Annotated in this window: 11 protein-coding genes; 6 read left to right on the top strand and 5 right to left on the bottom strand. The window is 69.6% G+C overall.

The features are described 5' to 3' along the window. The first annotated feature begins 183 nt into the window (after window positions 1-183). Complete coding sequence (locus tag JWQ81_RS43760; protein WP_297551542.1) at window positions 184-1449, top strand: ROK family transcriptional regulator; 1266 nt, start codon at window positions 184-186, stop codon at window positions 1447-1449. Window positions 1450-1551: 102 nt separating this feature from the next. Here the strand turns inward: JWQ81_RS43760 and JWQ81_RS43765 are convergent, their stop codons facing one another. After that, on the bottom strand, window positions 1552-2040 hold the full coding sequence (locus JWQ81_RS43765) for a hypothetical protein (RefSeq protein ID WP_297551543.1): 489 nt from the start codon (window positions 2038-2040) through the stop codon (window positions 1552-1554). A gap of 97 nt (window positions 2041-2137) precedes the next feature. Here JWQ81_RS43765 and JWQ81_RS43770 point away from each other — a divergent pair, with 97 nt between their 5' ends. Next, entirely contained in the window at window positions 2138-5023 is a 2886-nt protein-coding gene (locus tag JWQ81_RS43770; protein ID WP_297551544.1) for a BTAD domain-containing putative transcriptional regulator, read from the top strand. A gap of 300 nt (window positions 5024-5323) precedes the next feature. Here JWQ81_RS43770 and JWQ81_RS43775 read toward each other — a convergent pair whose 3' ends face one another. Then, window positions 5324-5572, bottom strand: a complete 249-nt coding sequence (locus tag JWQ81_RS43775) for a hypothetical protein (RefSeq protein ID WP_297551545.1) — start codon at window positions 5570-5572, stop codon at window positions 5324-5326. A 67-nt stretch (window positions 5573-5639) separates the two neighbouring features. Then, entirely contained in the window at window positions 5640-6521 is an 882-nt protein-coding gene (locus JWQ81_RS43780; RefSeq protein ID WP_297551546.1) for a LysR family transcriptional regulator, read from the bottom strand. A gap of 103 nt (window positions 6522-6624) precedes the next feature. Here JWQ81_RS43780 and JWQ81_RS43785 point away from each other — a divergent pair, with 103 nt between their 5' ends. Genes JWQ81_RS43785 through JWQ81_RS43795 form a run of 3 tightly spaced genes read left to right on the top strand, consistent with a single transcriptional unit; the run spans window position 6625 to window position 9526 of the window. Then, the gene (locus JWQ81_RS43785; RefSeq protein ID WP_297551547.1) at window positions 6625-7506 is read left to right on the top strand and encodes a dioxygenase; all 882 of its coding nucleotides are present in this window, start codon (window positions 6625-6627) and stop codon (window positions 7504-7506) included. Window positions 7507-7546: 40 nt separating this feature from the next. Continuing rightward, window positions 7547-8533 (top strand): zinc-binding alcohol dehydrogenase family protein, encoded by a 987-nt coding sequence (locus JWQ81_RS43790; protein WP_297551548.1) that lies wholly within the window; start codon window positions 7547-7549, stop codon window positions 8531-8533. Between the two features lie 18 nt (window positions 8534-8551). Then, window positions 8552-9526 carry an MBL fold metallo-hydrolase gene (locus tag JWQ81_RS43795; RefSeq protein ID WP_297551549.1) on the top strand — a complete coding sequence of 325 codons (975 nt, stop codon included), beginning with the start codon at window positions 8552-8554 and terminating at the stop codon, window positions 9524-9526. Window positions 9527-9545: 19 nt separating this feature from the next. Here the strand turns inward: JWQ81_RS43795 and JWQ81_RS43800 are convergent, their stop codons facing one another. Continuing rightward, on the bottom strand, window positions 9546-10466 hold the full coding sequence (locus JWQ81_RS43800; protein WP_297551550.1) for an AraC family transcriptional regulator: 921 nt from the start codon (window positions 10464-10466) through the stop codon (window positions 9546-9548). A 70-nt stretch (window positions 10467-10536) separates the two neighbouring features. Here JWQ81_RS43800 and JWQ81_RS43805 point away from each other — a divergent pair, with 70 nt between their 5' ends. Continuing rightward, window positions 10537-11208, top strand: a complete 672-nt coding sequence (locus JWQ81_RS43805; protein WP_297551551.1) for a class I SAM-dependent methyltransferase — start codon at window positions 10537-10539, stop codon at window positions 11206-11208. Window positions 11209-11756: 548 nt separating this feature from the next. Here JWQ81_RS43805 and JWQ81_RS43810 read toward each other — a convergent pair. Continuing rightward, the coding region (locus JWQ81_RS43810) for an HNH endonuclease signature motif containing protein (protein WP_297551552.1) at window positions 11757-12619 on the bottom strand (863 nt) is incomplete at its 5' end.

Genomic DNA, 12619 nt, shown 5'->3' on the forward strand with positions numbered 1-12619 from the left:
AAACGTCCCCCGATACAAATGGTGTGTACTAAACGTCCCCCGAGTCACTTGCTTGCGGGCCGGCTGACGGCCGCCCCGGACGAAGACCCGGACGGGCCGCGCGCCGGACGGCCGCGACGCGCGCTCGACGAGATACGCTGAGTTTGCTCGAAACCAGTGCGCGACTGTGCCGGAGGGGACCACATGAGTCATGACGCAGGCGACAGGGCAGTGCGCGAAGAGCCCTCGGAAGCCGGGGCCGGCGCGCCGCCGAACCTCCGGGAAGTGGGCAGGCTCCGGGTGCTGCGTGCGCTGCACGAGACCGAGCGGACCAGCCGCCCCGAGCTCGTCCGGATGACCGGCCTGGCCAGGGCGACGGTCACCGCCCTGATCGCCGAGCTGACCGAGTTCGGCCTCGTCCAGGAGGACGACGGTCCCGGTGGGTCGGAAACCAGGCGCACCGGCAGGCCAGCCCAGTGGATTTCACTCGTTCCGTCGGCCGCCTACGCCGTCGGCGCCGATATCGGCCACCACCACGTCCGGGTCGCGCTGTGCGATCTGTCCGGCACGCCGGTCTGGCATCACGCCGAGACGCGCGAGGTCGACCACGCGCCGGACGAGACCCTCGACCTGGTCGCCGGCCTGGTGGATCGCGCGCTGGAGGAGACGGCCGTCGATCGGGAGCGGGTGCTCGGCATCGGCGCGGGCATCGCCTCCCCGGTCGACAAGGTCACCGGCTCCCTGGGTGGGGAGAGCATCATGCCCGGCTGGCTCGGCATCCGGCCCGGCATCGAACTGGCCCGTCGCACCGGGATGACGACCCAGATCATCAACGACGCCAACGCGGGGGCGTTGGCCGAACGGCTTTATGGCGCGGGCCGCGGCACCGCCGACATGGTGTACGTGCGACTGTCGGCAGGCATCGGCGCCGGGATCGTGTCCGACGGACGGCTGCTGGTCGGTGCCGGTGGGCTGGCCGGCGAAATCGGGCACCTGCCTTCGGTTTCCGATGGCCTGATCTGCCGGTGTGGCAACCGGGGTTGCCTCGAGACGGTGGCCAGTCCGCCCGCCGTGGCGCAGCTGTTGGCGACCAGCTGGGGGAAGCACGTCGCTGCCGCGGAGCTGCCTCGGTTGCTGGCCGCCGGCGATCCGGGCACGGTGCGCGCGGTCGAGGACGCCGGCGTCGCGGTCGGCCGTGCGGTGGCCTCGTTGGTGACGCTGTTCAACCCCGAGCTGATCGTGGTCGGCGGTGATCTGGCCGTCGCGGGCGAGCTGATCTTCGAACCGATCCGGCACGGCATCCGCCGTTACGCGCTGCCGGCGGTGGCCAAGCGGGTCACCGTGGTGCCGGGTGAACTCGGCGACCGGGCGGAGGTCCGCGGCGCGGCCGGCATCGTGCTGGCCCAGGCACCGCGCAGCCTGGCGGCCGACCCCTCGGCGCTGAGCCACGGCCAGGCGCTCTTCGGCTGAAGCACGGACGCCTATGAAACGGGCTGCCCCGTGTGCCCGGCGATCGCCGGGCACACGGGCCCCCCTTCGCATTCACTCAGCGTGATGGTTTGCGATGAGTTGTTACGAGACGCCGATGGAGCTGGCTCGGTCGTTCCACCCGTTGCCGATGTTGGCCAGGTTGGCCGACTGGTCGATCCAGACCGAGTAAGGGGTGCCGTAGTTGATCGGGTCGTGCAGGTGGACGTCGCAGTGGTGATACGTATGCACCGAACTGGCCTTGTTGCTGAATGCCCCGAGGTTGGGATTGCCGTACTCGCCCTCGTAGCCGGCGGTGCAATCCTTCGTCACGTAGAAGCTGTACGAGGCGCCGCTGTAGTTGATGCCGTCGTAGAGCGTCACGGCCAACACTGATGCCTTGGCGACTCCGGCGAGTTGCGCGGCCTGCGCCTCGCTGTCGCCGCAGGCGCTCTTGTGGGTTTGCACGTCGGTGGCGCAGTACGGCGCAGCTTCCGTGGCCGCCGCGGCGGGCACCGCGGCCGCGATCAGGCCCCCGGCGACGGCGATCGTCGTCATGGCAGCCAGCCGGACGGCTAGGGACTTCACAGTCATGATCGTTTCCTGTCGTAGAGGCGAGTGGTCACGTTCCCCAAGTCGGTGACCGGACGAGCACCACCATGCCGGGACCCGTCCTCGTACCGTCCCTGCCGTGTCCTTCTGGCTGCCCTTGGTGTTGTCCTTACCCGCTCCGAACTGCACGGGTATGCTGGGCGCGCACTGCGACCGGTGCGGGGAGGGACCGGGGATGGACTTCCGCGTGCTCGGAACGCTGGAGATCTGGACAGAGCAGGGGCGGCTGATGCTGCCCGGCGCGCGTCATCAGCGGGTGCTGGCGGCGTTGCTGCTGGCGCCGAATTCGGTGGTGCCGCTGTCGAAACTCATCGAGGCGACCTGGGATGACGAACCTCCCGCGACCGCCACGAAACAGGTCCAGAACTGCGTTTCGACGCTGCGTGAACGCCTGGGTGACCCCGATCAGCGGCTCATCGTGACCGACGGCCCCGGCTATCGGATCACCGTCGGCGAGGACCAGCTCGATGTCCTGCGCTTCACCCATCGGATCGCCGACGCCCGCCGGTTCGCCGCCGAAGGCGCCTTGCGCGAGGGGGTGCGCGAGATCCGTTCGGCCTTGGAGCTGTGGCGGGGTCCCGCGTTGGACGGGCTCGGCACCGCCGTATTGGCCGGGCGCGCGGCGCGGCTGGACGAGCAGCGGCTCAACGCGCTCGAGTTGTGCCTCGACTGGCAGCTCGCGCTCGGCGAGTACCGCGAGGTTGTCGACGAGCTCGCAGAGGTCGTCTCCGAGCATCCGCTGCGCGAACGGCCGCACACGCAGCTCATGCTCGCGCTGGACCGCGGTGGCCGGCAGGCCGACGCGCTGAACGTGTTCCACCGCTTGCGGGTCCGCCTCGCCGAGGAACTCGGGGTCGATCCCGGAGCCGACGTGCGTCAGCTGCACGAACGGATCCTGCGCGGCGAACCCCACTCGGACGGCGCAGTGCCAAGTACTCCCGAACTCGCCGCCGAGCGGGCCCCGGACGAGCTGGACCGCGCGGCCAAGGAGCTCGCGGCGGCCATCGCCCGGCAGTGGACCGCCGAGGCCGAGATGCGGTCGCTGAACCGGCCCGAACCGGTGCCGCTGACCTGGTCCAGTACCACGAAGCAGGTGGCGGCGGTCGCCTCGGCGGTCTTGGGTGAACGGCCTGGTGACGGCTCGGATCGGTTGGTCCTGAGCGGGGATCTCGCCGATGTGGTGGCGAAGTTCCGGCAGGTCCCGACGCGTCAGCTGGTCGTGCTCGGCGAACCCGGAGCCGGGAAGACGGTGCTGGCGATCCTGCTCACCCTCGGGCTGCTCGCGGATGCGCCACCCGGCGAGCCGGTGCCGGTGCTGCTGCCGCTCGCCTCGTGGAACCCGCGTCAGGAACATCTGCACGGCTGGCTCGCCCGCAAGCTCGTCGAGGAGTATCCCGGACTGGCGAACACCGCCGCGTACGGCAAGGACGCCGCGCTCCGACTGGTGCTCGAAGGCCGGATCATCCCGGTTCTCGACGGCCTCGATGAGACCCCGCCCGGGTTTCACGCGGCCGCGATCGACGCGCTCGACCAGGCCGTGGCGGGTGGCCGCCCGCTGGTCCTGACCTGCCGCAGCGCCGAGTACGAGCTCGCGGTGAACCAGGCGGGTTCGTTCCTGGCCAGGGCAGCGGTGGTCGAGATCGAGCCGGTGGAACTCGAGGATGCCATCGACTTCCTCACCGGGCGCCAGCGCGTCGGCGACAACCGCTGGCAGCCGGTGGTCCAGCGGTTGCGGCAGGAGCCGGACGGGGTGCTGGCGCAGGCTCTGCGCACCCCGCTGATGGTCGACCTGGCCAGGACCGCCTACGCCCATCCCGCCACCAGCCCCGGCGAACTCTGTGACACCACAAGGTTTCCTGACAGCGTCGTCATCGAGGGGCACCTGCTCGACGCGTACCTGCCCGCCGTCTACCTCCGCCGCCCAGCACCGCCCGCGCGGCTCGACCGTCCGGCGCGGGCGCGTGACTACGACGCGGAACAGGCCGAGCGGTGGCTGAGTTTCCTCGCGCGGCAGCTGGAACGCGGCAGCACGCGCGACCTCGCGTGGTGGCAGCTGGATCGTGCGGTGCCGAGGATTGTCATCGGGCTCTACCTCAGTCTGCCCTCGGCGGTGTTGTACGCGCTGACCGGTTGGCTCGCCGCGGGCCCGGCGATCGGGGCGATCTACGGGATGTCGTTCGCGGTGGCGGGCTGTGTCACCCACAGTGTCGGGCACCGGCCCGGGCCGCTGCGGGTGGAGGCCCGCTTCCGCCGGACAGCGGGCAGGTTCGGGCGCCGGTTCGCGGCGGGCGTGGTGATCGGGGTCTGCCTCGGCCTCGGCTGGTCGCTCTCGGCCGGGGTGATCGGACTGCTCGCGGTGGTGTTCGGGCTGGCCATCGGGGTGCATGTCTGGCTGGACACGCCACTGGACGCCAACCGGGTGTCGAGCCCGGCGACGGTGCTGAGCAACGACCGCGCGGCGACGCTGTCGTTCACCCTGTCCTTCATGGTGTCGCTGGGCTTGTTCTACGGGATGGCGTTGGCCCTCACCCCGGAGGCGGCGGCAGCCGAGGTCTTCGACGGCCGTTTCGATCTCGAGTTGGGGTTGGCAGGTGGGCTGGCTTCGGCCCTGTTGGGCCGTTATCTGGTTCGCAACCCGGGCAGCGTGGCCTACGGGCTCGCCGGCGCGGTCATCGGTGGGTTGATCCTGCCGCCTGCGGCGAGCCCCGCACTCGCGGTGGTGGCGGGCGTCGGGTTCGGGCTCGCCGTCGGGCTCACCGTGTGCCTGGCCCGTGCCTGGGGCGCGTTCGCGATCACCCGGCTCTGGCTGGCGTCGCGAGGGCGTATCCCGTTGGAGTTCATGGGTTTCCTCGACGACGCGCACCGGCGCGGGGTGCTGCGGCAGGTCGGCGCGGTGTACCAGTTCCGCCACGCCCGCCTGCAGGAGCGGCTCGCGGTACGCGGAAACATCGACCCGCAGGCCTGATTGCGGACCTGAGAAAGCCCGCAACTCGACGGCGAGTTGCGGTGGAACCGGGTGGGGGACTCGCCGTCGCGGGAAGGGGATGGCCTTGTCGTCGGTACCCCAGGCGGCGAGTACCGGATCCCGGCCCGCCCCACGGTCCGGTTGCCGCCGACCGTTCCACCGTGCACGAGCAGGACTACCGGCCCGTCGGCGGGGCCGGACGCCGGGCCCGTCCGGCGACTACGTAGGCGGTGCCGAAACCCGACGCCAGTGCGGTGATTCCGATAATGCACCCGTGTTTCGGGTGGAGGAGGGCCGCGCTCAGGTATTGAGGTAGACGAACGTGTCGGCGCCCTTGTCAGGAGGACTGAGCAGCAGCTGCTCGACGATCGGCAGGTGCACCCAGCCGTTGGCGGAGCCGGGTTGGGTGGCGAAGCCGGTGTTGATGTTGCCGGGGTTGAACGCGACGCTCGTGAGTCCTTTCGGGCCGTGGCGGCGGTGAAGTTCTTTGGTGAACAGGATCTGCGCGAGCTTGGCGGCGTTGTAGGCCTTGACGGCGCTGTAGTGCACTTCGCCGTCAAGGTCTTCGACGTAGCCGCGTGATCTACGTAGTCCTCGCCGACGCGCCTGTCGCTGGTCAGGAACGGGACTCCTCAAGGAGGGCGTCGGCCAGTGCGGCCGCGGCGGGGGACACCGGGAACCGCGCCGAGGTGGCGAGGGCGAGCGTCCACGTGGTCGACGGCGTGACCGGGACCGCGCGGAGATCCGAGTACCGGCCGGCCGGGGTGGACGGCAGCAGCGCGACGCCGAGCCGGTTGCGCACCAGGCCGGCTGCGGTGTCGTAGTCGGCCACTTCGTAGGGGGCTTCGGGGGCGATTCCCGCCGCGGCGAAGGCCTCGTCGGTCTGGCGGCGGATGCCCCAGCCTGCCGCGAACCGCACGATGGTCTCGCCGGCCAGGTCGGCCACCCGCGCCTGGATCCGCGCGCCGAGCCGGTGTTCGGGCCGGCACAGCAGAAGGAGTGGTTCGCGGGCGATCGTCCGCAGGGTGACGTGTGCCGGCGGTGTCGTGGCCGCGACGAGGGCGAGGTCGAGAGCTCCGTCCGCCACGGCTTCGAGATGGCCGGTGGTGCCCGCGACGCTCTGCCGCAGTCGTACCGAGACGAGCGGATACCGCGCGTGGAACCGGCCCAGTGCGCTCGGTAGGTCGAGCGGCCCGGAGGACAACAGCGTCCCGAGGTCGACACTGCCGCTGAGCTGCTCGCGGTAGGGCGCGACCGAGTTCCGTGCGCGACGGGCCGCGGCGAGGGCGCCTCGCGCTTCGGTGAGGAACGCCGCGCCGGCGGGGGTGAGCGCGATCGGGTGCGCGGCTCGGTCCAGGAGCCGGATGTCGAGTTCGCGTTCGAGCTTCGCGACCGCCGTCGAGACAGCCGACTGCACGACGTGGACCCGTTCGGCGCCTCGGGAGAAGCTGCGCTCCTCGGCGACGGAGACGAAGTACTCCAGCTGACGGAGATCCATGGTCTCACTATCTCACATGGAGATGAAGAGTATCGATTCTCTTCGTTGGACGAGATAGGAATTCTCCGCGATGCTGAGGAGGCGGAACGAAGGGAGCCGAACGATGTCGATCGACCTGACCGAGGAAACGATCACCGCCGAGGTACAGAAGACCTTTGACGGGGCCGCGGACGAGCGGACGCGCGAGATCTTCGTGAGCTTGGTGCAACACCTGCACGATTTCGCTCGCGAAGTGCGGCTGACGAGCGAGGAATGGTTCACGGCGGTGGACTTCCTGGAGCGGGTGGGCCGCATCAGCAGCCCCACACGTCAGGAGTTCGTGCTGCTGTCGGACATCCTGGGGGTGAGCGTGCTCGTCGACCAGATCAACCACGACGGCGGCGCGGGCTCCGCCACCGACTCGACCCTGCTCGGGCCGTTCTACGTGGACGGGCGGCCGCGCGTGGAGAACGGTTCCGACATCTCCGGCGGTGTCCCCGGCATGCCGCTGTTCTTCACCGGCAGGGTCGTGGATTCGACCGGCCTGCCGGTGTCCGGTGCGGACGTGGATACCTGGCACAGCGACGGCGAGGGGTTCTACGACGTGCAGCAAGCGGACAAGCTGCACGGCGAACTCGCCATGCGGGCCCTGCTGCACACCGACCTCGACGGCTGGTTCTCGTTCCGTTCGATCGTGCCGCGGTATTACCCGGTACCGACCGACGGCCCCTGCGGGGAGATCATCCGGGCGGCAGGCAGGTCGCCGATGCGGCCTGAACACCTGCATTTCCGGTTCCGCGCGGCCGGCTGCGAACCGCTGGTGACCATGTTGTTCCGGGGCGACGACCCGTACCTGGAGCAGGACGCGGTGTTCGGGGCCAAGCGTTCCCTGGTCGCCGACTTCGCGGACCACGAGGCGGGGGAGACCGCGCCGGACGGTACCCCGATGACCGAGCCGTTCCAGACCGTCGAGTGGACCTTCACTCTCGCTTCCGCGCGTCGCTGACGGCGGACCTGCCGTTCACCGTCGGAGAAAGGACACTTCTGTGCGCGCTCTGCGTTTCGACCGGTTCGGTGGTCCCGACGTGCTGCGGGTCGCCGAGCTACCTGACCCGGTCGCGACCGACGGCACCGCCGTCGTCGCCGTCCGGGCGGCCTCGGTCAACCCGTCCGACCTGAAGAACGTCGCCGGCGTCATGGAGGGCACTGTGCTGCCCCGAGTGCCGGGCCGGGACTTCGCGGGGATCGTCGTTGCCGGTCCGGCGGACTGGCTCGGCGCCGAGGTGTGGGGCACCGGCGGCGACGTCGGCTTCACCTTCGACGGCTCACACGCGGAATTCCTTCGTGTCCCGGTCGGCGCGCTGGCTCGCAAACCCGAGCGGCTCAGCTTCGAAGAGGCATCCGCGGTCGGGGTCAACTTTGTGATCGGGTGGCTCGGCGCCGTCGAGATCGCGCAGCTGCAGAAGGGCGAGACCGTCGTCGTCTTCGGGATCTCCGGCGGCGTCGGCGGCGCTGTCGCCCAGATCGCCCACGCCCGCGGCGCCCGGGTGCTGGGCGTCGGCCGGGTCGCTCCGGCCGACGGCACGCCGGCGGCGGAGATCGTCGACGAGTTCGTGCCCTTCACCGGTGACTCGGCGGATGTCGTCGACGCCCTGCTCAAGCACACCGGCGGACGGGGTGCCGAGGTCGTCTACGACGCCGTCGGCGGGGTCACCACCGCGGCCGCGCTCGCGGTCTTGGCCCAGCGCGGCAGGCTGGTGGTGATCAGCGCGGTCGGCACTCCGATGGTCGAGATCCACCTCCCGGACTTCTACCACCGCGAAGCCCGGCTCCTGGGCGCGGACAGCCGCCAGCTCGACGTCACCGAATCCGCCGAGCGGCTGACCCTGCTCACCCCGTTCTTCGAACGCGGAGAGTTCCGGCCGTTGCCGGTCGCGCACCGGTTCGGCCTCGACGACGGTCCGCAGGCGTACGCCGCGGTGGCCGACCGGGTCCCCGGGCGCGTCGTCATTCTCCCGGAACGCCTTAACTGACCCCGGAAAGGGGAGATCATGACCCGCTGCGTCGGCGCTCGTATCACCGTCCTCGACGAGAACTTCATCGACATCCTGTTGCCCTCGAGCCCCCGTGTGCGTAGGTACAACATGGATCAGCACTTCAGTTCCCGCTACGGCGAACTGCTGGCCGAGAACGGCTTGTGCTTCCTCGTGGAAACGTTCACCGAGGGCGGCGACCGGACGACGGTTCTCTTCGACGCGGGGCTGACCGCGCCGGTGGTGCTGCACAACGCGCGGCACCTCGGGGTCGACCTGACCGAGGTCGACGCGGTGGTGCTCAGCCACGGGCATCCCGACCACTTCGGCGGGATCAACGGTGTGCTCGCAGCGATCGGCCACCCCACCCCCGTGCTCGTGCACCCGGAAGCGTTCGACCCACGGATGATCGTGAAACCGCACACCACGCTCCCGATGATCAATATCGGGCTGACCCGGGCTGGGATCGAGGCCTCCGGCGGGCACCTGATGGAGGCTCGGGACTCCGTCCCGTTGGGGCCGGGCCTGCTCACCTCCGGCGAAATGAAGACCAGCACCGACTTCGAGCTGGAAGCGCCGACCGGGCGGCTGTGTGTACACACGGACGGCCACGTCGAAGCCGACGAAATCAACGACCACCAGGTGCTCGGCATCGACGTCGAGGGCCACGGCCTGGTCGTCATCGACCCGTGCGGGCACCGTGGGGTTGTCAGCTCGATCGAGCACATGCGGGCTCTCACCGGCACCGACACGCTCTATGGCGTCCTCGGCGGGTTCCACACCGGACATCCCGGGATCAGCGCCAACCGGATCGACAGCACGGCGAAAGCCCTTGCCGCGTATGAGCCGAGGCTGGTCGCACCCATGCACTGCAGCGGGTTCCCGCTCAAGAAGGCCGTCTCCGACCTGATCCCGGACGCCTTCGAGATCGTCACGGCGGGAACCGTGCTGACCATCGGCTCCGTTCCGCCCGACACGCGCACCTGGCGGTAACCGCCCGTGCGGCCCTGGCTCAACGGCGACCGCTGCCGGCTCGCCGCCACTGACCGGGGCTCATCCCGTGCGCTTTGCCGAAGGCGCGGGCGAAGTAACCGGAGTCGGGGAAGCCCACCTGCCTGCCGACGGCGCTGATCGGCAGTTCGGTGGCGGCGAGCAGGCGGCGGGCCTGGACCATGCGGCGCTCGGTGATCCACTCTTGCACGGTGCGGCCGGTGCGCCGGCGGACCGTCGAGGTCAGGTGGCCGGGGGAGATGTTGACCGCGGCGGCGACGTCGCGCAGGGACAGAGGTTGCGGGTAGCGCTGCTCGATGACGTCGAACACCTCGGCGAGCAGCGGTTCGCTGTTCTCGCGCAGGTCGCCCGCCACGTCGGCGGCCAGCCGGGAAACGCCGACCAGCAACAGGACCAGGTGGGCCAGTACGGCCTCTCGGTAGCCGTCGCGGCGTAATGCCAGTTCGTCGTGCAGGGCCTGGAGCCGGGCTGTCCACTCGGGACGGTCCGGTTCGGGCACCCGCAACCGCAGGGCGCCGATCGCTCCACCGCGGACGAACGGGAACAGCAGCGGGTGGGTACGCCAGGCGAGGTGGGCGCCGGGGACATCCGGGCCGAGCGCGTCGGCGGTGAAGAACACGCCCCAGCCACGGACACTCGCCAGATCGCCGGCGTCGAGGTGGCCCATCAGGTCGCCCGGCGCGACCACGAACAGGTCACCCGCCTCGATCGGCCAGGTCTGCCGACCGGTGCGCAGCCGCCCGCCGGTGCTCTGGAAGTACGCCAGGCCGGGGAAGTCGTGCGCGTGCTCCTCGAACGCGGCAGTGGTGTCCCAGCCGTGTTCTGCCAGCCGCCAGGTCGTCACCGGCAACTCGCCGGGAGCCGGCAGCATCGAGTAGGTCGCCGGCTGGTCCCGGCCCACCGCCATCCGTACGGTACGCACCGTCGAATCGTCCCACTGGAACCGCGCATCGGTACAGACTCGCAGCTCAAGTAGCACTCAGAATGTCTTCATGACCGAAAAAACATCTCAGCCACCCGCCGAGCGGGACTACATCCCGGGCATGGGCAAGGCTTACCTGCTGCCGCTCTACGACGTTGTCCATCACGTGGTCGGGCTGCGCCCGATCCACCAGCAGCTGATCACGCTCGCCGGGCTGCGGGATGGGCACCGGGTGCTCGACGTCGGCTGCGGCACCGGGAACCTGCTGCGGTCGACCGGAAAGCGCTACCCCAAGGCCGAGCTCGTCGGCCTGGACCCCGACCCGAAGGCATTGGCCCGCGCCCGGCGCAAGGCCCGCCGGGCCGGGGTCGCCGTGCGACTGGACCGCGGGTTCGCCCAGGAACTGCCTTATGCCGACGGGTCGTTCGACCGGGTGTTCTCCAGTCTGATGCTGCATCACCTGGACAGCGCGGCCAAGGACGAGTTGCTCGCCGAGGTTCGGCGCGTGCTGCGCCCCGACGGCCTGCTCGTCCTGGCCGACGCCGTGGTCGATGACCATGGCCACGGCCATGGACGCCGAAGCCGGACGCCCGAACTGCTCCGCGATAACGTCGGCGACGGCGTCGCACGGCGGATCGCCGCGGCCGGCTGGACCGTGGAGCCCACCCGCACGATGTCCCTGCGCGCCTTCGGGGAGATCGGCATCGAACTGGCCCGCCCAGACCGGCCGGCGGAGGACTAGCCGGTGTCCGGTGGTTGGTCGGTTGAGGCGGTGGGTGCGGTTCTACTGCAGCAAGGACCGGGGCGAGTTGAATGAACGCGCGAGGTGTCTGAGGGCCTGTCGCGTCGCGCGCGTGTGACTGGTGAGGCTGGTGTGATGGTGGAGATTGGTGATCTTGGTCGGATTCGTTGGTCTTGCTGCAGCAGGACTGTGGCAGTCGGGCGTTCGCAACTCGACGGCGAGTTGCGATTCGGGCAGCGCCGTCACCGTCGTGCCTGCACTCCCGTTTACTGAAGCAAGGACCGGGGCGACGACGGGCGCGCGATAGGGATCCGAGCGCCGCATCCGTACCGCGGTGGCTGCCGAGGCTCGCTACGTCCGGTCCCGTTCGTCCTGCCGACCCCTGGTAGGAATGATTCGTACCCGCCGTCCCCCGATTCAGTATCGTTGTCGGCGTTCGCAAGTCGACGGCGAGTTGCTGTAGTGCCGGGAATGCAGTCAGGGCTCGTCAGTGTCGCGGCCGGGTGGTCCGGTCGCGGCACTCACGAGCCCTGGTACGGGATATTCTGTTACAGGTGCATGGTGTTGCGCCTGGGTCTTCGAAGCGGATCGAGATAAGCGGGCGGGATGAAGTCCGGTCTTCCGTCACCACCCATCCGCACTTCCCAGCCACCACAATGCACAAGCCGGTGGTGCCGCTGGCACAGGAGGGTCAAGTTGTCCAGATTTGTTGGCCCGCCGAGGATCCAATACACGATATGGTGCCCGTCGCAGTGTTTGGCGTGGCTTTTACAACCGGGAAAGGCGCATCCGCGGTCTCGCATGACGAGTCGTCGCCGTTGCCCGGTGGTGATGATGCGCTTGGACCGACCCAAATCCATCTGCTCACTCTCGGTCCCGAGAACAGCGGGAATGAGCTTGCAGTCACACGCCAACATCCGTGCTTCGGCGGCGGTGATGACGCCGCCGTAGTCGAGCATCGCGGTCCCGATCCCGGACTTCAGTGTTTCGTAGTCCACGGTGACCGCCACGTGCACCCGGTCACCACCATGGGTCGGGATCTCGTCGACGGTCATAGCGAGGCGGATCAGGTCGACCAACGCGTCGGCGTGACGTTCCCATTGGCTGCGGGGGTCGCGGCCTTCCTCTTTCGTCGAGTGCGGCTTCGCCAGCGGATCCAACGCGGCCCGCAACTGGGCGTAGGCCAGGTTGTCCAGCTTGCCTTTGAGTGTCGCGGAGCCGTCGCGGTGTTCCTGGAACGACAACTCCCGCTCTGGTCTCTCCGGCGGGTCTTTCGGCTCGGGTCCGTCGGGGTCGAGGGTGTCGAGGATCCGGTCGCCGGCTTTCTTCACCTCGACCGGGGACGCGTTAACGGCGAGGTTGACCAGGATTTTCTCCGCCGCCACCCGATCCTCCTCCGACACCGTCGCAG

This window comes from Amycolatopsis sp., assembly GCF_025464955.1.
In the GTDB taxonomy this organism is placed as follows: Bacteria; Actinomycetota; Actinomycetes; order Mycobacteriales; family Pseudonocardiaceae; genus Amycolatopsis.